The sequence below is a fragment of the Pseudomonas fluorescens genome, from assembly GCF_000802965.1.
GTDB classification, from domain to species: domain Bacteria; phylum Pseudomonadota; class Gammaproteobacteria; order Pseudomonadales; family Pseudomonadaceae; genus Aquipseudomonas; species Aquipseudomonas fluorescens_A.
Genome location: NZ_JSAK01000040.1, coordinates 1 through 20,864 on the forward strand (window position 1 = coordinate 1; position 20,864 = coordinate 20,864).

At 54.8% G+C, this 20,864-nt stretch carries 18 protein-coding genes; 7 read left to right on the forward strand and 11 right to left on the reverse strand.

The features are described 5' to 3' along the window. Window positions 1–110: 110 nt before the first annotated feature. The 6 genes from NL64_RS27365 to NL64_RS27390 all read right to left on the reverse strand — a co-directional run bounded on the left by NL64_RS27365 (window position 111) and on the right by NL64_RS27390 (window position 6,885). A complete protein-coding gene (locus tag NL64_RS27365) occupies window positions 111–854 on the reverse strand; it encodes an SDR family NAD(P)-dependent oxidoreductase (protein ID WP_034151190.1) in 744 nt (247 codons plus the stop codon). Window positions 855–1,093: 239 nt separating this feature from the next. Further along, a complete protein-coding gene (locus NL64_RS27370; protein WP_034151191.1) occupies window positions 1,094–3,115 on the reverse strand; it encodes a nitric oxide reductase activation protein NorD in 2,022 nt (673 codons plus the stop codon). After that, a complete protein-coding gene (locus tag NL64_RS27375; RefSeq protein WP_080758157.1) occupies window positions 3,116–3,931 on the reverse strand; it encodes a CbbQ/NirQ/NorQ/GpvN family protein in 816 nt (271 codons plus the stop codon). It abuts the gene before it with no gap. Next, window positions 3,931–5,301 (reverse strand): cbb3-type cytochrome c oxidase subunit I, encoded by a 1,371-nt coding sequence (locus tag NL64_RS27380; RefSeq protein WP_034151192.1) that lies wholly within the window; start codon window positions 5,299–5,301, stop codon window positions 3,931–3,933. The genes NL64_RS27375 and NL64_RS27380 overlap by 1 nt, the downstream gene beginning before the upstream one ends. A gap of 15 nt (window positions 5,302–5,316) precedes the next feature. Then, a complete protein-coding gene (locus NL64_RS27385; protein ID WP_034151193.1) occupies window positions 5,317–6,174 on the reverse strand; it encodes a c-type cytochrome in 858 nt (285 codons plus the stop codon). 363 nt (window positions 6,175–6,537) lie between these two features. Continuing rightward, complete coding sequence (locus tag NL64_RS27390) at window positions 6,538–6,885, reverse strand: hypothetical protein (RefSeq protein WP_034151194.1); 348 nt, start codon at window positions 6,883–6,885, stop codon at window positions 6,538–6,540. Between the two features lie 1,004 nt (window positions 6,886–7,889). Here NL64_RS27390 and NL64_RS27395 point away from each other — a divergent pair. Next, window positions 7,890–10,811, forward strand: a complete 2,922-nt coding sequence (locus NL64_RS27395; RefSeq protein WP_052321323.1) for an ATP-binding protein — start codon at window positions 7,890–7,892, stop codon at window positions 10,809–10,811. A 29-nt stretch (window positions 10,812–10,840) separates the two neighbouring features. Here NL64_RS27395 and NL64_RS27400 read toward each other — a convergent pair whose 3' ends face one another. The 4 genes from NL64_RS27400 to ccoN all read right to left on the reverse strand — a co-directional run bounded on the left by NL64_RS27400 (window position 10,841) and on the right by ccoN (window position 14,440). Next, the gene (locus NL64_RS27400; protein ID WP_253277131.1) at window positions 10,841–11,494 is read right to left on the reverse strand and encodes a cysteine hydrolase family protein; all 654 of its coding nucleotides are present in this window, start codon (window positions 11,492–11,494) and stop codon (window positions 10,841–10,843) included. A 192-nt stretch (window positions 11,495–11,686) separates the two neighbouring features. Then, entirely contained in the window at window positions 11,687–12,613 is a 927-nt protein-coding gene (locus NL64_RS27405) for an alpha/beta fold hydrolase (protein ID WP_437176937.1), read from the reverse strand. Window positions 12,614–12,776: 163 nt separating this feature from the next. Further along, window positions 12,777–12,998, reverse strand: a complete 222-nt coding sequence (locus tag NL64_RS27410; RefSeq protein ID WP_034151229.1) for a hypothetical protein — start codon at window positions 12,996–12,998, stop codon at window positions 12,777–12,779. Window positions 12,999–13,012: 14 nt separating this feature from the next. Further along, complete coding sequence (gene ccoN, locus NL64_RS27415; RefSeq protein ID WP_034151197.1) at window positions 13,013–14,440, reverse strand: cytochrome-c oxidase, cbb3-type subunit I; 1,428 nt, start codon at window positions 14,438–14,440, stop codon at window positions 13,013–13,015. A gap of 604 nt (window positions 14,441–15,044) precedes the next feature. On the opposite strand from ccoN, the gene NL64_RS30810 reads away from it, so the two are divergent. Genes NL64_RS30810 through NL64_RS30825 form a run of 4 tightly spaced genes read left to right on the forward strand, consistent with a single transcriptional unit; the run spans window position 15,045 to window position 16,434 of the window. Further along, entirely contained in the window at window positions 15,045–15,752 is a 708-nt protein-coding gene (locus tag NL64_RS30810) for a hypothetical protein (RefSeq protein ID WP_253277121.1), read from the forward strand. Further along, entirely contained in the window at window positions 15,667–15,951 is a 285-nt protein-coding gene (locus NL64_RS30815) for a LysR family transcriptional regulator (protein ID WP_253277122.1), read from the forward strand. The genes NL64_RS30810 and NL64_RS30815 overlap by 86 nt, the downstream gene beginning before the upstream one ends. Next, window positions 15,912–16,142 carry a hypothetical protein gene (locus NL64_RS30820; protein ID WP_253277123.1) on the forward strand — a complete coding sequence of 77 codons (231 nt, stop codon included), beginning with the start codon at window positions 15,912–15,914 and terminating at the stop codon, window positions 16,140–16,142. Before NL64_RS30815 ends, NL64_RS30820 begins: the two co-directional genes overlap by 40 nt. Window positions 16,143–16,149: 7 nt before the next feature. Then, complete coding sequence (locus NL64_RS30825; RefSeq protein WP_253277124.1) at window positions 16,150–16,434, forward strand: hypothetical protein; 285 nt, start codon at window positions 16,150–16,152, stop codon at window positions 16,432–16,434. A gap of 2 nt (window positions 16,435–16,436) precedes the next feature. Here NL64_RS30825 and NL64_RS27425 read toward each other — a convergent pair whose 3' ends face one another. Next, window positions 16,437–18,341, reverse strand: a complete 1,905-nt coding sequence (locus NL64_RS27425) for a sigma 54-interacting transcriptional regulator (protein ID WP_034151198.1) — start codon at window positions 18,339–18,341, stop codon at window positions 16,437–16,439. A gap of 344 nt (window positions 18,342–18,685) precedes the next feature. Between NL64_RS27425 and NL64_RS27430 the strand changes: the two genes are divergently transcribed. Together NL64_RS27430 and NL64_RS27435 are read left to right on the forward strand one after the other, a co-directional pair. After that, window positions 18,686–20,359 carry a nitrite/sulfite reductase gene (locus tag NL64_RS27430; RefSeq protein WP_034151199.1) on the forward strand — a complete coding sequence of 558 codons (1,674 nt, stop codon included), beginning with the start codon at window positions 18,686–18,688 and terminating at the stop codon, window positions 20,357–20,359. Further along, the gene (locus NL64_RS27435; RefSeq protein ID WP_034151200.1) at window positions 20,356–20,859 is read left to right on the forward strand and encodes a DUF934 domain-containing protein; all 504 of its coding nucleotides are present in this window, start codon (window positions 20,356–20,358) and stop codon (window positions 20,857–20,859) included. The genes NL64_RS27430 and NL64_RS27435 overlap by 4 nt, the downstream gene beginning before the upstream one ends. Window positions 20,860–20,864: the final 5 nt, after the last annotated feature.

The following is a 20,864-nucleotide window of genomic DNA, read 5'->3' on the forward strand; positions in this document are numbered from 1 at the left end:
CGTGATGCCCGGACGCATACCAATTAACACTGACAAAACGAACAGGGTTGTATAAGTCAGTTGCATTGGAAGCTAAGATAGAGTTTAGGATAGCGCTGACGTCCATTTTTCTATCGAATACTATAACCACTATCGACCACCCAATCTTGACCATAAACATTTCTAGCGCCGTTACTTAATTGGAACAACACAACGTCCGCAACCGCTAAGGGATCTAAAAATTGACCGTCCAGAAGACGTTTGTTAACTTCGCCAGCAACCTTCACTAAGTCGCACTCAGGAAGACCTAAGGTTGCCCAAATAGGTGTGGCAGTTGGACCAGGAGAAACCACATTGATCCGTATCCCTTTCGGTGCGAGTTCGACCGCCAATGTACGTACGTGTGCCAGTAGGGCAGACTTTGAAGCAATATAGGCTGCAAGGCCCGGAAACGTTATTTTTGTCAAAAAAGAACCGATAAACACAACTGATGTTGGTTTTGCCAAGTGTTTTTGTAGTTGGGCTAGTGTATTCAAGGCGCCAGCACCATTGACAGCCCATTGCCGGTCGAATGCTTCAGTGTCAAACCCATCGGCAAGTTCTGCAATTCCCGCATTAGGGACAAGATAATGAATGGGGCCTACGTTTGATGCCTGTTCTGCCAGCCGGCTGAGATCCTCTTTTTTCGTCACATCTCCAGAGACCCACGTCAATTGATGAGGAAAGCGCTGTTTCAGCTCTTCCAGCCCGCCCATTTGACGTGACATCGTAACAACCTTGGCACCCCGAGCGAGCAACAGGTTAGTAACGGCCAAGCCAATACCGGAGCTGGCGCCAGTCACTACAGCGATACGTCCTTCAAAATTGTCATGCATTGTGAAGTCCTCATTTGTTGATAAAAATGGTGAGTGGCAAAAAACACTCATAAAGTGTGCCAACAATAAATATCAATAAAAACAGGTGTTTAAATGTAACTAGAGTCATTATGACAAACCGCTAATGTAGTCATGATGACACCAGCTAGTCGTTATGACTCTGGTCGCAATATGGTTGATGAAAAGCTGGTTCAGCTATGGCACTCTTCGTAATCTCCTGATAATCAGTTGATAAAGTGTCAAGCAATCACCAGCCTCTTGATCCATTCAAGCAGCACGCGGGGCAGTAATTCCGGCCTGGTTAACAAAGCGTATTGCCTCAATCCAAACATTGCTGGCAGATAATTCGCTGCCTGGCGGTCGATGGTTAAACAAAAGGGGTGAATACCTTGCAGCATGGCTTCGGTCACAGCTGAACGCATATCCTCCACACCATAGCGACCTTCGTATTCGTCGACATCGTTCGGCTTGCCGTCGGAAAGTAGCAACAGGAGTCGGTGTGTTGCCCCTTCGTACATGAGCAACGTGCTGGCGTGGCGGAGGGCTGCACCGGACCGGGTATAGAGTTCCGGTTCAAGTCCCGCAATGCGCCGGCCGACTTCATGGCTGTAGCACTCATCGAATGCTTTCAGAGTACGGATCGTGACTCGCTGCGGTCCTTCGCCGGAGAACGCCAGCACGCTATAGGGCTCACCCAAGCTCTCCAGCGCCAGACAAACCAGCAGTAACGCCTCACGTTCGACATCTATTACCCGGCGGTGGCAGGACAGCCAACTATCAGTAGATCCGCTGACGTCTATCAGTAACATAATTGCCATGTCGCGCCGGTTACGGCGCTGAGTCTGATACAGCGCCTGCGGCATGTTCAGTCCGGCTTGGGCCTCGGCGCATCCGTCGATATAAGCTTGCAGATCTATATCGTCGCCCTCCAATTGTTTGCGCAACCTGACGCGCTGGGCTCGCAAGCTTTCGAATTGACGGCGGATAGCATCGAGCACCGGTCGGTGAGTTTCGAGGGTTCGCTCGACCCATTGCTGCGGGCCTTCCCAGGCGGGACACAGGTGCAGGGTCGTGCCCGGATCATGGTAGATCTGGCAGCGGTAATCCCACTCGGGGTAGCTGATGGAGTTGCTGGCGAGGTTCTGTGCGGCATGGCGAACGCGCGCTTGTGACGTGACGTCGGACAGCAGCACTTCTTTGGCCCGGCCCGCTGTGACCACCAATCGAGCTTCGTTGAGTTCGGCTAATGACTCGGCAAAATCATCAGCGGCTATGGTGGTATCCCGATCTGTAGGGCGCTGCATTCCCATGGGGTCCTCTGCCTTTTCCAGCGGTTCGGCGGGTTGCACCATCCACAAGCCTTGCCCCTGATCCTCGTCCTCGTCTGCACGAGCATCGCGCACATTTGGCTGGCGTTTAAGGCGCGCGCTGTGTGGCAGGGTGTCGGCAGTGTCAATTTCGCCGGGAAGTTGTGGTACTTCCTGTTGCACCGACGGCGCTCGGAGTTCGCCGGTCCAGGCATCTAACAGAAGCAGATGAGCGCCGAATCCGGGAGGTCCTTCAGCGGACATGTATCGTTCCGCAAGGATTTCCGACTGTTGCAGCGAGTTGGCCGTTTTTTGGGGAATGCCCAGCCCCTCAAGAGGTTTGCCGTACTCGCTGCGCAGCAGTGAGCGGAGGAGGTTTTCCAGCGGCTGGCGTGGGGTGGGGAAAGCATCGATATGCGGCCGAGTCGCCAAGGCATGTTTACGTAAGCTACGGATCGATGGTGCCAACCCCGGCAATAGTCGAACCAGATCCGTATCGGCAGCCCAAGCTTCAAGGAGCAGATAGACGCTTCGCTGCATTGGGTTGTCGAGGGACGCCAGGGCGCTGGCGCTGCCTCGTTGGGCGCGCATCGCTTGTTGCAAGGCCTGTGTTCTAAAGCGTTGCAGCGTGAGCGTGCCATCGACGCTTTCCAGATTATCCGGCAGCCATATCGACACACCATCGGTCATCGGAACGGCGTTTTGCCGACACGGCTTTTCGTCACGCTGAAAAAACTTTTTCAGAAGAGTGGGGGGCAAAGGTGGTTGTGCGACGCGTAGCGAATAGTGGGTGTTAAAAACTGCCTGTATCAGTAAATCTAGGTGATGTGCTACATCCCCAAGGGTGACGATTTTTGTGGTGTCTGAGGGTGCTTGATGACGACGCCACAACGCCTGGGCATACGCCGTTGCATGACGCGCGACGTCGGTGATGAGGTCCTCGGCTTCAGCCATTTAGATAAATGTCAGGTCGACGAGGTCGCGCATGGCCGCGACCAGTAACGCGTCATCGGACAGCGGCGAGATCAACGCGACCCGGCATGCGATGGGCGCAGAAATACCACGGGAGATCAACAGTGCCGTGGCGATCAATAGACGGGTACTGGGGACCTCTACCAGACCCCGGTCCTGCAAGGCGCGCAGCCGATGGGCGAGAGTGACCAGCGCGTGCGCGGTGGTGTAGTCGGTCCCACCTTCATGAATGACGATGGCGATTTCGCGCTCGGCCGGTGGAAAATCAAAATCCAGCGCCACAAAGCGCTGTCGACTACTGGGCTTCAAATCCTTAAGAATTCGTTGGTAGCCGGGGTTGTAAGAAACCACCAGTTGAAAGCGTGGTGAGGCTTCGAGAGTCTCGCCGATTTTGTCCAGCGGCAGAATGCGTCGATGGTCGGTCAGCGGGTGCAGAATGACAATCGTGTCTTGCCGCGCTTCGACCACTTCGTCTAGGTAACAGATCGCGCCCTCGCGCACGGCTCGGGTCAGTGGGCCCTCAGCCCAATGGGTGCCTTGGTGACCGATCAGAAAACGCCCAATCAGGTCGCTTGCACTTAGATCGTCATGGCAAGAGATGGTAATCAAAGGGCGTTTGAGACGCCAGGCCATGTATTCGACAAAGCGGGTCTTGCCACAACCGGTTGGCCCTTTGAGCATGATTGCCAATCGCTCTGCATGGCATTGCTCGAAGATTGCTACTTCGTCGCCACAAGCCTGGTAATAGGGCTCCGCTTGGCGCAGTGCGGGCTCCATGTGTGTCAGCGAACGGTCCATCACAACGCTGAGCCTGACGATTGAGGAGAGGGGTGGCGCGAATCGGCCTCATCGACATTGAAATCCGGCGCATGGCGGAAAAAATCGAAGATAAACAGCCCCACACCCAGGGTGAACATCGACGCCGTCGCCACCAGCATCAGGAAGTGCACCTGAATTTTCAACTGCACATCCAGATAGCCCATGCCGAGAATGCGTTCCAGGTACACCTGCGCAATTCCTGCAGTGGCAAATGATAGGGTCATGCCGAACATTCCCGCCAACTGTAGCCAGAACGCCCAATAGCCGATGCTGCTTTCCTCCACGGGCCGACGAGTCAAGCCCGGCAGCGCATAAGTAATCATGGCCAAGACGATCATGGCATAGGCCCCATAAAAGGCTCCATGGCCATGCATGGCGGTAATTAGGGTGCCATGAGTCCATTTATTGACGTCGGGGAAGGTGTGGGCCAAACCCAGGAGGCCAGCGCCAAACAAGGTAAATACGGCGCTGCCCAGGGTCCAATGCAAGGCCAGTTTGTTGGGGTGAGAAAGACCGGATCGGCGCATTGCGTTATAGGCATAAATCGCCATTCCAACCAGCGCCACCGGCTCCAGCGCACTGAAGAAACCGCCAAGCGGCAGCCAGTAATGGGGAACGCCGATCCAATAATAATGGTGGGCGGTACCTAAAAACCCGGCGATGAACACTAGGCCGACGATGACATACAGCCACTTCTCCATCACTTCGCGGTCAGCGCCGGACAGACGGATCAGCAAATAGGCCAGGAAACCGCCTTGGATCATCTCCCAGACACCTTCGACCCACAGGTGAATCGTCCACCAGCGGTAATAAATCGATACCACGTAGTTTTCATAATTCAGAAGCGCCGGTAGATAAAGCACGGAGGCGCTGGCCAAGCCTAGCAGCAGTACGCCTTCGGTGGCGGTAAAACGCCCGGCTTTCCTGATCGTCATGCCGATATTGTAGAAAAACATCAGCATGCAAATCACGATCACAATCTTGTGGGGCAGCGGCTGTTCAAGCAGCTTGTTCCCCGTGCCATATCCGAACAGATATCCAAGGACAGCGGTCACGCCCATCGCCGTCCACAGTCCGAGCTGGATATAGGCCAGTTTGGTGCTATGCAACTCACTACGGGACTCGTCCGGCACCATCCAGTAGGTGGCTCCTATGAACCCGGTCAGCACCCAGACGATCAACAGATTGGTGTGAATGGACTTGGTGACATCGAAAGGGAGGAAATTTAGCAGTGGGTCCGGCCCTAGGTATTTCGCCGCCGAGAGCAGGCCGAATACCAGTTGCAGACCGAAGAGCACCATGGCAACTGCGAAATACCAGTAAGCGACGGATTGAGATCTGTAGCGCATAGTCATCTCCTTCAGTTACTGGAACGACGCCAGGTAGGCGACCAGTTGATCGATTTGTTCGGACGTCAGCGATTTGGCGAAGGTGTCCGGCATAAATGACATACCGTTGGCGGAAAACATGTCGCCCGGATGCAGGTGGGCACTCGGCGTGACGATGGATTCGCGGATGAAGCCTTCGGCGTCCTTGGCCTTGCCCTTGTATTCAGGCGAGGCAATGATCTGCTTGGCTCGACTGGCCAACCCAGCCAGAGATGGCCCAGCGAGGTTGACGCCCGAAGCAATCGAGTGGCAAGCGCTGCAGACCGGTGTTGCGGTTGTTCGGAATAGTGCCTCACCCAGGGCCATCGGGTCTTCCTTGCCGGATATCGGGCGGGCGGCAGGAGGCGGTTGGTTGCCGGAGGTATTTTGCTGTGCCACGGTAAGGTCCATGCCGGGGATCGATGCACCGGTGACCAGAATCGGGCGCGGTGGCCAGCCTTGATTATCGACTTTGCTCACCCAGTCGAGGAAGGCGATCAAATCGGCAATTTCCTCACCGCTTAGTTTCAGGTTCGGCATCAGGCGGCGATGGCGTTGTTCATCATAGAACTTGGAAGGGTCTTTGAGGAACGCAGTGAGATACGGGGCGCCGCGCTGTTGGGTGATTTTCGTTAGGTCCGGGGCGTAATAAGCTCCCTCGCCGAACAAGGTGTGGCAATTGACGCAATTGTATTCATGCCAGACATCCTTGCCGCGAGTGACTTGCGGCGTGATCTGTTGGGCATTGGTTAGCGTGGGAAACTGTCGGTGACTATCTACGGTCATACCTAAAAAGACTACAGCAGCGATAATCGTCGATATCAGCGCGAACGAGCGTGTTTGACGTTTATTCATTGCGATCTCCCTATACGCCTATTCCGGTCCAATAAGAAATACTAATCACTCCGGCATAGAGGACCGCGCAGGCCATCAGCACGAGCACTGTATAACTGACGAGCGTCAAGACTTTTGGCACGGTTGCCTCCCGAGATTGCAAAGGTAGAAGCTCTAGGTAATTCGCCTTATGTAATTAGTGTTAATGCAGCTGATGCGGTCAAAAAAAATAGACAAGCTTAAAGTTGGGAATTTTATTTTTCGCCATTAATATGGCTCCAATGACTATGTTGATAGTCATAATGACGTCATGTCGTAATGATGCTCCGTCACCCTATGACTCGCCGAATCAGTGACGCCGAGAGACCCATAGCGGTTTTTTTACTATTCGGATGCCACCAAACGCGCACCTTTGCGCGTGACCTGCTGACCGATTTCAAATCGCGCATTGGGTGAGCGCACTGTGCGAATCTCGCCTTGCGCGTCTTTCACTTCATAGGCAGTTTCAGTCTTGCCTAAGGCTTTCTGCACCGAACTGCCAGCGAAAAAGCCGACGCCAGCACCAATCAATGCGCCAATTGGGCCGCCTGCCGCACCGGCCATCATTCCGGTCAAGGCACCGAATCCCTTGCCGGCAGTTGTGTCTGGGACTTCACGGATCACCTGGTCCGCTTGGCACAACGGGGTCAACAATGCACATAAGGTAAATCCGAGAGCTATTGAACGAGTCATGACAATGTCCTTCGGCTTATTTGCGTTAAGTTCGCTTTTGTACCCCATAAAGTATGCCAACAATTTACTCTAGTAATGTCAGTGACTTGAGAAGCAAGGGCGTCAACAAGACTCAAGCAAAAAAGTTCATAAAGGTATCTGGCTGGTTAATGGCTGCGCAGACATCCGCCAACCTGTGACTGCAGACGGCTGTGACGCCGGATGTACGCAACAGCCAAACGGGTTCACGGCAGGTTGATATTCCCCAGCGGCTATACCAGTTGTTAGGTGTTAGGCGACCCACTGCTCTATAGCTATTCCTACGACACTCCGGATCACGGCTGCCACGACGAGTGGGCGCGACATTGTAGTTGTAAGTGGGGATCTCCATCGAGGTGCTCATCTGGCAATCACTCGTTATGTTTCAACATGAATAATTACGATATTTCGCTAAACATGCTCGTTAAGAGATGTGAATAATTGGGGGTTGCACGTTAAAAGTAGTGAATTGGACCTGGACGCTGAAGCCGGATGGTCAATAGTGTGGTGACCGCCGCCCTGTGATTGAAACAGGCCTTGCTTGCGTTGCCGAATTTTCCTTTAGGCTTCTGATCGGCGGTAGCACACAATTAGAGCCGGCTTACTTTGGCTTACTTCGACGCAGTCGATCAGATAGCCCGACATTGCCAGAAAGAAACCGGCCGTTGTCTTTTGCGGGTTTATGCCTCCCCGTAAACACACCATCATTTTTCTACCCAAAGCTCTGTTATGGTGCACTGGAGTCCGGCATTTTCGATGCTGACTGCCCTCATTCGCTACTCACTTGAGGTGTCACCTCAACATAGAAGTGATTCCCGTTCGGGCCAGACCTGCCCTACACTGCAATACTGAGCGGTTCATTTTCGACGGATCCGAAAAAATCGATGGTCTGATGCTTTCGGTTACGGCGGGATCAACCCCAATCCTGTCCACTTGAATGTCTTCCTTCAGACTTTTCTATCTTCTGCGCAGTGAGTATTTGCAAGATGGATAGTCTGAATTTCAATTTTGAGGATGCGCAGCGTCTCGTTCCGATCGAAATTTGCTTCGGCGATTTCCAGTTTTTCCCCGCCAAACGGTTGCTGTTGAAAGAAGGGGGCCGCGTTGAAATCGGTGGTCGTGCGCTCGATATCCTCCTTGTGCTGATCGTCAACGCTGGAAAAGTGGTGAGTAATCGGGAGCTGATTAGGATCGTCTGGCAGGACGTGGTCGTTGAAGGCAGTAGCCTGCGAGTACATATCTGTGGCTTGCGCAAGGCTCTGTCATGCAGCGACTCGGACGCCAATTTTGTGGTCAACGCTCCTGGTCGGGGCTATAGCTTTGTTGCTCCTGTAATTTTGCCGAATCCGGCCCGGCCCAAAGCGCAACTTTTACGTATGCAAGCATGGTCAGCCGAAGGGCTGCCCCCGCGCTTGACTAGGATGGTCGGTCGGGATGATACGGTTACCTTTCTGGCAAACAACCTGAAACAGCGGCGATTCATCACCATTACAGGTCCAGGAGGAATGGGTAAAACCACCGTGGCTGTTGCAGTTGCGCACACATTGCTGTCGCACTTCGAGGGGGCTGTGTACTTTCTCGATCTCGGTTCCGTGACCGATCCTGCGCTATTGGTGGGCACGCTAGCCACGGCTTTTGGAGTCCTCTGCAAAGGCTCGGATAGCACCCGTGAACTCGTGGTGTTTTTGAAGAACAAACGCCTACTCTTGGTTCTTGATAGTTGTGAGCACTTGATTGACGCGGTTGCTGCGCTGACAGAAAGGCTCTTCTGGGAGGCGCGACAATTTTATATTCTCGCGAGCAGCCGTGAACCTCTTCAAGCGGAAGGTGAGAACGTTCATCGCTTGTGTCCATTGGCTTGCCCGCCAGAGCAAAGCGATCTGTCTGCGGCGAATGCGTTGGAGTTCCCGGCCGTTCAATTGTTTGTAGATAGGGCTTCGGCCGGTGGTACTCCCCTTGTTCTGAGTGACGACGATGCGCCAGTTGTCGCGCATATCTGCCGCAAGCTCGACGGCATAGCGTTGGCCATCGAGTTGGGCGCCCGCCGGGTCGAAGCATATGGCATCCAGGGTACTGCCGATTTGTTGAACAGTCGTTTCAGTCTGTTCTGGAATGGCCGGCGCACTGCACTTCCGCGACACCAGACCCTCAACGCGATGCTCGATTGGAGTTACAGTCTCCTGTCTTCGATGGAGGCGATGGTGCTACGCCGTCTATCGGTACTCAGTGGAGGTTTTTCTCTCGATACAGCCACAGAAGTGGTGTCGGATTCCGGAGCTGACGAGGCACAGGTCATCGATATGATTGGGCGATTGGTTTTGAAGTCGTTGATCTCGGCTCAATCTTTCGAACGTACTATGCGTTATCGGCTGCTCGACACCACTCGTGTCTATGCCCTAGAGAAATTGCGGCAGAGTGACGAGGCTGAAGATATAGCCAAACGGCATGCGCTTTATCAGATTGCACTGTTGGAGCGGCTGGATGTGACCTCTGTCACTTTTCTGGAGTACGAGCACGCTCACCGATATCTTGAGCATCTGGGTAATATACGCGCGGCGCTGGAATGGTCATTTTCCGACACGGGAGATCTGACCATCGGTATCCGCCTTACTGCGGCAACGGTACCGCTGTTTTTGGGGCTGTCGATGCTGAATGAGTGCTTGCGATGGAGTGAGCAGGCGTTATCCGCGCGGGACGAAGCAGGTGGCAGTGCGCAGGAAATCATTCTGCTAGAAGCGTTCGCCATCTCCTCAATGTTCACTCACGGCAACACCCCGGCGGTGCACACGGCTTTGATTCGCGGGATTGATTTGGCAATACGTCTCGACGATGCCCCTCGGCAATTGCGCTTGTTGGCGGGGCTCAACATTTTTTTTACGCGGGTGGGAAATTTTCAGAGCGCTTTGCTAGTCGCCCACCAGAACATGGAAGTCAGTACACGAGTGTCCGGTCCTGCTGGCATTGCCATGGCGCAATGGATGTTGGGGGTTTCCTGCCATCTTGTTGGTCAGCAGGCGCAGGCGCAGCAGCTATGTACGGCCGGGCTGAACATGGTGTCGTCACAACCGCATGGCGATGCTATTTATTTCGGCTACGACCATCAGATTCGTGCACTGGTGTCCCTGGCCCGAACCTTGTGGTTGCGGGGTTACCCGGACCAGGCAGTGGTGATTGCCCAACAGGCTCTAGCGGATGCGCAGAATCTAAAACATCCGGTGACCATCTGCATTTCTTTAATTTACGTGTCTACGGTATTTCTCTGGGTGGGCGATTGGGCTACTGCTGAAAGTACTATCGATAAACTGATACTCAACGCCAGCAAAAATGCACTTAATCCGGATCAGGCCGTGGGTATGGGGCTTAAAGGCATTTTGATGATTCGTCAGGGCCATGTGGATTGCGGTGTAGTTTTGTTGCAGCAGTGCTTGACTTTATTAACTGAGGAAAATCATCAAGTCCTCAGCACGATGTTCATGAAAAGTCTCGCAGAGGGAATGGCACTCCGGGGCGAGTTCGACAATGCCCGGCAGATAATCGTTAGCGCACAATGCATGGTCGAAGACAACGGTGAAACATTTGATACCCCAGAATTGCTACGCATTGCCGCAGAGATTTATTCAACACAATCGACGCCGGACTTTGATCGAGCGGAGACTTGTATTCAACGTTCGTTGGATTGCGCGTATCGTCAGACTGCTTTGGGCTGGGAGTTGCGTACTTCTATCACATTGGCTAGGTTGCGCGTTTTGCAGGGGCGCAACAACGAAGCCTACGAGTTGATTTGGCAAGTCTACCGACGGTTCAGCGAGGGTTTCGACTCCGTTGATCTGCGCACCGCCAGGCAACTGCTTCACAAACTGCCTCACGCGCGAAACCTGCCAGGCGCCCCTTTGGACAGTCAAAATTAGCGGCCCTCGCTAAATCCGGCGGTAGGTAATCAGGCCTTACCTCCGAGCATCGCGACGGTTTCGTCGGTGCTCCACAGAGCGTTGGCCATGAAGCGGTAATTGATCAACGCCGCTTGATAGCCATCGCCTTCGGGCAGTTTTGGCCCAGCTACGGCATCGCGCACCACAGCGACTTCAAAGCCCTGTTCTAGTAGATCGCGCAGGTGTGATTCGACGCAAAGGTTGGCGAGCATGCCCACCAGGATCACTTGGTCGATGTGCTGCTTACGTAGTTGCAGAGTCAGGTCGTTGACTTGCGGGCCGTACAGTTTGTGCGGCGAACAAACGATGGTTTTGTTGTCCTCAATATAGGGTTTGAATTCGGGCATGAAATCACTGCCGGAGTTGAGAAAGCCTTCCAGGCTCAAGGCGCTGGGGCGATCGAATATCTTGATGTCGTGCTGAAATTGCTCCGCGGGACCCTGGATCTGCCAACGGTGATCATGTGGGTAATAGTAATGCGGTGATATCGCCACGGTGATATTCGCTGCTTTCGCTGCTTTGAACAAGCGCAGCAAATTGGCCACCAAGTTCTGTTCGGTTACGCTTTCACCCACAACCGCCCAGGCTTTGCCCTTATCGCTCATGAAGTCGATTTGCGGGTCGATGACGACCAACGCCGCGTGGGCGATGTCGAGTTTCATTGACGATTTAGGCAGCGCCGGATTTTTCGGGTCGGCGTATTTTTCTTTGACCGAGGGCGCCGGTTTGTCGTCGGCAAAGGAAGGTAGTGCGGATGCGGCTGCGGCGATCACCGCGCCAGCTATAAAGGAGCGGCGGCCAATAATGGGGCGGAATTTGTCGGACATTTTTATCACCTGTCATTGAAACGCCAATCAGCTATGCAAGAACGCCAGCAAGTCCTTGTTTAATTGCTCGCGATGGGTTTCGGTTAGCCCATGGGGCGCACCGGGGTAAACCTTTAAAGTCGCGTTGGGCACCAGCCTTTTCGAGGCGCGGCCAGCGGCGTCGATGGGCACGATCTGATCGTCGTCGCCATGGATGATGAATGTGGGCTTGTCGAATTTCTTCAGGTCTTGGGTAAAGTCCTTTTCGGAGAAGGCCTTGATCGTGTCAAAGGTGTTTTTGAAGCCACGGACCATGCCTTGCATCCACCATGAGTTGATCATGCCTTGAGAGGGTTTTGCTCCTGGGTGATTGAAGCCATAAAACGGTCCGCTGGGGATGTCTATAAACAACTGCGATCGGTCTTGGGTGATTCCCGCGCGAATGCCGTCGAAAACCTTGATCGGTGAAGCACCGGGATTTGCGTCAGTTTTCAACATCAGCGGAGGCACAGCGGAAATCAGACAAATTTTCGATACGCGAGATGTACCGTGACGCCCAATGTAGCGAGCGACTTCGCCACCGCCCGTGGAAAACCCCATCACCGCAATGTTTTTTAGGTTGAGGGTAATGATCACAGTGGCTAAGTCATCAGCGTAGTGATCCATGTCATTGCCGTTCCAAGGCTGACTGAAGCGCCCGTGGCCACGCCGACCATGGGTAATGACCCGAAAACCCTGTGAGGCAAGAAAAAATGCCTGTCCTTTCCAACTGTCCGAATCGAGTGGCCAGCCGTGGCTAAGCGTCACCACCGGACCGCTTTTCGGACCCCAATCCTTGTAATAAAGAACTACGTCATCGATGGTGGTGATGGTGGCAGAAGTCACGTTTTGGGATTTTGCCGGCGCGGTGGTTTGCGCCTGAACTGCTTTGGGCCGCGCGGAGGCAATCACCACTCCGACGCCCATTAGCACCATATTTCGTCGTGTCGCTTCATCAGGAGAAAGCTGCATCTGGTCTGTCATTTTCTGACCCCGAGTGCCGGCTATGAAGTTGAATTGCGACTTCGTCGACTGTGGCCGTACGAGTCACGCTAGGCGAAAGGTGCTTTCCATGGTTCATCGGGAAGAGGAATGATGGTCAAACGAACAGACTTCCCGATACCCACTCCATCGTTTCAGTTGCGGTTGACTTCACCGTCAACCCCGTCGCCATTTCGACCCTTTGTGCCACTTCAGGGTCGTCGGCAAATGGCATCAGACTTGCCTCATCAATGTGCTCCACTGACTGGTGCTTCAGGGAGTATTCAATCGCCAGCCAGAGTGAAATCACTCCAAAAATGTTGAAAATAATCTCGATTATCATCAGTTCGCCCCTCAAGTAATCTGCGCTTCGCGTTCCGCCATTGCCGCATCGGCCATCCGTACTGTTCGCCAGACGTTGTAGGCCAGCAGCAACATGCCACTGAGGAAAAACACACCGCCGGCAAAACGCACCACAAACCCAGGGTGACTGGCCTGCAAGGTTTCGACGAAGGAGTAGGTCAGCGTGCCGTCGTCGTTGATTGCACGCCACATCAGCCCCTGGGTGATGCCGTTGACCCACATCGAGGCGATGTATAGAACGGTGCCGATACTGGCCAGCCAAAAGTGCGCATTGATCAGAGCGATGCTGTGCATCTGCTCACGACCGAAAATTTTCGGCACCATGTGGTAGGTCGCGCCGAAGCTGATCATCGCCACCCAACCCAGTGCCCCAGCATGCACGTGGCCGATGGTCCAATCGGTGTAGTGGGAAAGGGCGTTGACCGTCTTGATCGCCATCATCGGGCCTTCGAAGGTCGACATGCCGTAGAACGCCAGCGACACGACCAGGAAGCGCAGGATCGGGTCGGTGCGCAGCTTATGCCAGGCGCCCGACAGGGTCATCATGCCGTTTATCATGCCGCCCCAGCTTGGTGCCAGCAGGATGATCGACATTGCCATGCCCAGCGACTGAGCCCAGTCCGGAAGCGCGGTGTAGTGCAGGTGGTGCGGACCGGCCCAGATGTACAGGGTGATCAGCGCCCAGAAGTGCACGATAGACAGGCGATAGGAGTAGATCGGACGCTCTGCCTGCTTCGGAACGAAGTAGTACATCATCCCCAGAAAGCCGGTGGTCAGGAAGAAACCCACGGCGTTGTGCCCGTACCACCACTGCACCATGGCGTCAGTCGTCCCGGAATACACTGGATAGGATTTGAACCAGCCCACCGGAATCGAAAGATGATTGACCACATGCAGCATCGCGATCACCACAATGAACGCGCCGAAGAACCAGTTGCCGACATAGATGTGTTTGGTCTTGCGTTTCACTACGGTGGTGAAAAAGACGATGGCATAAGCGACCCAGACCACAGTCATCCACACCGCGCCGGAAAACTCGATTTCCGCGTATTCCTTGGTGGTGGTGTAGCCCAGTGGCAGGCTGATCAGCATCACCACGATCACCGACTGCCAGCCCCAGAAGGTGAACGCGGCGAGGTTATCCGAGAACAGCCGCACTTGGCAGGTGCGCTGGACGGCATAGTAACTGGCAGCGAACTGTGCGCTACCGGCAAACCCGAAAATCACCAGATTGGTATGCAACGGACGCAAACGGCCGAACGTGGTCCATGGCAAGTCGAGGTTCATCTGCGGCCACACCAGTTGCGAGGCGATCCACACCCCCGTTGTCATCCCCACGACGCCCCAGAACACGGTTGCCACGACAAATTGGCGGACGACCTTATAGTTGTAGGCTGGGTTCTCGATCACGATGCTCATTTGGCGGTCTCTCGATGTCCCTCAGAGGAATAGTTACGAGGTTTCGCGGAACAAGCTCGTTAAGAGATGTGAGTATTTAAGGGGTAGGCATGTTAAACGTTGTGAATTGGACGTTTTCGCCTAAGGTGTGGATGATCAATAAACAAAACGGCGACCTCCCTAACTGGCGTAGCGCTGAAGCTCCAGCCGAAAACGCCGATGAGCCTTGTACCGAAACTTTGCTCGTTTATCGAACTGGGGCTGCATGGCCTTTGAGACCTGGTTCACTTCGGCGTAGCCGGTCAGGCTACCCGGCGATTTCGGAAGGAAACCAGCTGTTCGGTATAAAGGACTTTTACAGCTCAAATCAAGGCAGTGTGAGTCCTGTCCAATGTACCGATACAGTCCACAGACGTTCGGCATTTTCTATATCGACTGCCCGGTTTAATACTCCGTTGTGGCCTAACTCTAATTCGTTAATGGTGGCGATGTTGCAGTCTTCGTAAACCCCACCGAGTCCATTCAGCGCGGCGCTAGTCGCGCACCAGAGGCCGGTCGCGGCGCCCTGATCAAGTGTTTTTAGGCCTAGCTCCGGCGAGATCCATGGGCAGCGCAGCCGCTCCAGATGTCAACCGATGATGTCCCGATGGACTTCCAGGGCGTTACGTTCCACCCAATTGTGCGCCAGCAGGCCGTCTGGTCGAATTTCCCACACTGCGGTACCGAGCATCTCAAAGGCGCTGTTGCACGAGCGGGCACCGATAAAACCGCGGTTTTACCGCTCAGCTTCCAGCGGAAGGCGACTCGGGTACCTTCGGTAATGCTGGAACGCCTCGATGCTGCCAAATTCGAAGTCTTCGATTTTCGCAAGAAAGACGCTTATCCATTGAATGAAGGCTTCACTGCCGACAATATCGACTCCACCGGAAGTAATAACGAAGTCTTCGGGTACAAAGCGCGATGCCGCTTGCGGATTTTTTGCCTGCCAGACTTCACCCAGAAGCTTTCGACAATCTCTACTGCTTTATCGTCTGCCATTTTTAACGCCTCGTTGAGTAAGGCGTTCGATGGTCAGAGTTTGCAATTCAGAACTCAAACGCATAAATCTAATGGCATCCAGAAGAAAGACGAATTCACCATGCAAGCCAGCGAAATTGAAATCCACCAGCTTCGGTCGCTTATCGCGGCGGTGCAGACCGGCAGTTTCAATGTTGCAACACAGGTGGATAGCCCGTTCGCAATCGGCGGTGAGCCAGAAGATCATCCGGCTGGAGGAGATACTCGGTCAGCGTGTGTTCGAGCGCAGCAGTCGCGAGTTGACACTGACCCCTGATGGAGAGCGTCTGCTGGTTGGCGCGCGCAAGTTGATGGTGCATTTCGACACCTTCTTGCGTGAAATCAGGGAGCCGGCAACCGTCGATCCTCTGCGCCTGGGTATCTCCGAAAACCTAGTGCCCACACAGTTGCCCAGTTGTTGTCGCACTTCACCTCGTTGTATCCCGAAATACAGCTGGAGCTCACCACTGGTTTGAGCCATGACCTGCTTGCCGATTACGAAGCCGGACAGTTGGACGTAGTCATTGCTAAGCGAAAAATCGGTCCCAACGCTCAAAGGGGCGAATCATCTGGCGCGAGCCTCTGGTATGGATTGCCGCCAACGACTACGAAATCGAAGCGTCAAGCCTATACGCCTGGTGGTGATGCGACCACCCTGCGCGTATAGGGCAATCATGATAGATGCCCTGGCCTCTGTCCGCAGGGAATTGACCTCAGCCTGTCTGGCTAGCAACCTGATCAGCGCGCAAGCCGCAGTGATAGACGAGTTGGGCATTACCGCATTGGGTGCGTCGTTCCTGCAGGAAGGGATGCGGATACTGGGGCCGTCTGAAAAATTGCCGACCTTGCACAGCACAGAGGTCGCGGTAATTGGCGCCGAGGCTCGCACTGAACATCTCGTCCAGGCCTTGGTAGCACTGCTCACCGAAGAGCTGCAGGCAGGTACCCGCCCGACGTGATTCTATCCGGGCTTTATATCCAGCCGTTTGAACCTTGAAGCCAATGTAGTGGGTTTCAGCCCGAGCAGTTCAGCTGCCCCACCTTTGCCGAACAATCTACCGTCAGCGGCCTTAAGTGCAGCCTGCATATTGTTGCGCTCTAGTTCGCGCAACTGGGCATCGGTCATGATCGTGAGCGAGGCGCTGGGCAGTTGAGTCAGATGAGGGCTGTGTTTCTGCTCTTCGGGTAGATCGAGGGTAAGGTCTTCGCCGATTGAAGTGATCAACGCACGTTCGATGACGTTTTGAAGTTCACGGATATTGCCTGGCCAAGAGTAGTGCTGCAGGCGCTCGATATCCAAATTGCGCAGACGACGCCCGGGCATGTTCAGCCGCTTTGCGGTCTGTTTTAGGAAGTGCGCAGCGAGAAGAGCGATGTCCATGGGACGATCGCGTAGCGCGGGAGACTGGATCGGGAATACGTTGAGGCGGAAATACAAGTCTTCGCGAAAGCACTTGGCCGCGACCTCCAGACGCAGGTCCCGATTGGTGGCGGCGATGATCCTGACATCGACTTTGCGCGTGCGCTCCTCGCCGACCCGTTCGAACTGGCCCTCCTGCAAAACCCGCAGCAGCTTGCTTTGCAGTTCCAGGGGGATTTCACCGATCTCGTCGAGAAACAGCGTGCCACCATCCGCCAGTTCGAAGCGCCCGACACGATCGCGGACTGCACCGGTAAAGGCGCCGCGGATGTGCCCGAAGAATTCGCTTTCAAACAACTCGGCGGGAATCGCCGCGCAGTTGACCCGGATCAGCGGGCTTGCGTTGCGGCGGCTGGCCTGATGAATCGCGCGGGCTATCAATTCTTTGCCGGTACCCGACTCGCCGTTGATCAGCACGCTGGCATCGGTAGGGGCGACTACGTCGATCTGCTTGATGATTTTTAGAATTGGGGCGCTCTGGCCGACGATCTCGCGGAAGTTGTGCTCGATTTGAATCTCTTCCTGCAAGTAGGCGTTTTGCTCTTCCAGTCGTTTTTTGAGTACCTGGAGTTCATCAAGCGCACTTTGCAGTTGGTTTTCGGTATTGCGCCGTTCGGTGATATCGCGAAAGACCACCACGGCCCCGACGATTCGGCCATCGGAAATCACTGGCGTACTGGTGAACTCTACCGGGAACGAACTACCATCGCGACGCCAGAAGATCTCCTGGCGTCCTTCATGAACCACACCATCACGCACCGCCTTGTAGATCGGACAGCTCTCGACCGGGTAATGGCTGCCGTCGGCATGGGTGTGGTGGTGAATGCGGTGGATGTTCTTTCCAATCATGTCCTTGGGCTCCCAACCCAGCATGCGAGCCCCAGCCGGATTGACAAAAGTAGCCAAGCCCTCAGTGTTGATGCTGTAGATGCCGTCCCCCACCGAACTGAGTAGCAACTGGTTATCGCGCTCCGACTCCTGGAACAGATTGAGGATATTGCGCCACTCGATCAGGCCGCCACGCATGGTGCGTTCAGTGTGGGCTTGGTCGCGCTGGTATTTCTCATGGCTCAGTTCGCGCAGTACCAGGATAAGCTGCTGCTGGCCCTTGATCTGCAAGGTCGTGGCGGAAATCGCCAATTCGATGCGCTCACCGGTCTTGCAGTTGCAACTCAGTTCTTCAGTCCAGCCTCGACCTTTATCCATGACGGCTTGGGTAAACACGATCAAGTCCGGCAACTGATGCCCGAACAGCTTGCTCACAGGAAAATCAAGCAGTTCCTGACGCGGGTAACCGAGCAACTTGCAGGTTGCGATGTTCAGGTCCACCAAGCGATCAGAGAAGGGGTCGAGCAGGGCAATGGCTTCGGTGCAATGCTCGAAAACCATGTGTCGCGAAGAGTAGGCCAGGTCGGCCCAGCCGCTGATGGAGTCGGTCTCGCTCATGGGTACGATATCTCGTGGCATTACGAATTTTCGTATATCTACGGGAGTGCGTGATTCATTGACAGCATCAGATGAGCAATAAAAAACCGTCTCAGATGGATTTGATCTGCTTGAGTAATGGTGGGCGAAGTGAAGGGTGCAATTGACTGGTGCTGTTTAAGTACAGAACCACAAAATACTGACAAAGCGATATCAGATCAGGCGTGAGTGCCGTATGGATTAGCCAGTATCTGATCCGGTTTTTTATGCATTACCTGAATCTGTAACGAATATTTGCGCAAGCGCATATTGGCCCCATCGAAGTTGCCCCGTGCGAGAGGGCAAACACTGATGAGGTCCCGACCATGTATCAATACGACGACTACGACCGTGCACTGGTTCTGGAGCGTGTGGAGCAGTTCCGCGATCAGGTTGAACGCTATCAAGCGGGAGAGCTGAGCGAAGAGGAGTTTCTGCCGCTGCGTCTGCAAAACGGCCTGTATATGCAAAAGCACGCCTATATGCTGCGGGTGGCCATACCCTACGGCACTCTGTCGGCGCGGCAGTTGCGCACCCTAGCGCGAATCGCTCGCGACTATGATCGCGGCTACGGGCACTTCACCACCCGGCAAAACCTGCAATACAACTGGGTCCAACTGCACCAGGTGCCCGAGATTCTGCAGCACTTGGCAGAAGTGGACATGCACGCGATCCAGACCTCGGGGAATTGCGTGCGCAACATCACCACCGAAGCCTTTGCCGGGGTCGCGGCCGATGAACTGATGGACCCGCGACCTTTAGCGGAAATCCTCCGCCAGTGGTCGACGATCAACCCGGAGTTTCTGTACCTGCCCCGCAAGTTCAAGATTGCCATCTGTTCTGCAAAACAGGATCGCGCGGCGATCATGATGCACGACATCGGCCTGTACCTGTATGCCGACGAAGCCGGTCATATGCGTTTGCGGGTGATGGTCGGCGGTGGATTGGGGCGTACTCCGATCTTGTCGCAGCAGATCCGCGAAGACCTGCCCTGGGAGCATTTGCTGTCTTATGTCGAAGCGGTGCTGCGGGTCTACAACCGTCACGGACGCCGTGACAACAAGTACAAGGCGCGAATCAAGATCCTGGTCAAGTCGCTGGGCATCGAAGCTTTTGCCGCTGAAGTCGAACAGGAGTGGCAGCAAATCAAGGATGGCCCGGCACAACTGACAGAGGCCGAATATCAACGTGTCGCCCGTGCCTTTGTCGCACCGACGTATCAATCGGTGATTGATACCGAGCTGAGTTTTGGCAGTCAGCTGATGGCTTCTCCAGACTTTGCACGCTGGGTCTCGCGTAATACCCAGGGGCATAAAGTTCCGGGCTATGTGAGTGCAGTGCTGTCGACAAAACCCGGGGCGGACACACCGCCTGGCGACTTGACGGCAGAGCAGATGGAGGCGGTGGCCGACTGGTCGGAGCTTTTTGGTTTCGGTGAGATACGTATCGCTCATGAGCAGAATCTGATTTTGCCGGATGTGCACAAGAGCGATTTGTTCGCGCTGTGGACGCGGGCCTGCGAGCAAGGTCTGGGGGTGGCCAATGCCGGCTTGTTGACTGACATCATTGCCTGCCCCGGTGGTGATTTTTGCGCCCTGGCCAATGCTCGTTCGCTGCCCATTACCGCGGCGATCCAGGCGCGTTTCAACGACCTGGACTTCCTGCATGACCTGGGCGATTTCAGCCTGAACATTTCCGGCTGCATGAATGCCTGTGGTCATCACCACATCGGCAACATAGGCATCCTTGGCGTCGATAAAAACGGCATGGAGTGGTACCAGATCACCCTGGGTGGCGCTCAGGGCAAAGCCGCGGCATTGGGCAAAGTAATCGGCCCGTCATTCAGCGCCGAGCAAATTCCGGATGTTATCGAGCGGATCGTCGACACCTTCGTCGACTATCGCGAAGTCGAGGAAAACTTCATTGATACCTTTTCCCGCATCGGTATCGAGCCGTTCAAGGAGCGGGTCTACCCCAAGCACGCGGAGGCCCTGGCATGAACAATTTGCTGATGTTGTGCGAAGGAGGGGCGCGTCACGTTGTGGATGATCACTGGACCTTGATTCGCGACACCGAGGGAGAACTCCCGGCCGGCCCGCTGATCCTGCCACTGGCTCGCTGGCGCCAGCGACAGGAGAAGGGCGAGCTGCAAAAAATTAGCGTGGATGGCGTGTGGCTCGGGCCCGATGACGATCTGGAAAGCCTTGAAATGTGGCTGGGTGTCTTGCCACTGATCGCCCTGGATTTTCCCAGCTTTCGCGATGGACGCGGCTACAGCCAGGCCTATCTGCTGCGAACGAGACAGGGCTGGGAAGGCGAGTTGCGCGCCATCGGCGACGTGCTGCGCGATCAGCTCAGCCATATGCGCCAGTGCGGGTTCACCAGTTTTGCCGTGCGTGAAGACAAATCCCCTGAAGATGCCCTGAAAGGGCTGGCCGGTATGAGCGTGCTGTATGGACGTTCGGTGATTGAACCCCGGCCGCTGTTTCGGCGCCGCTGACCTGT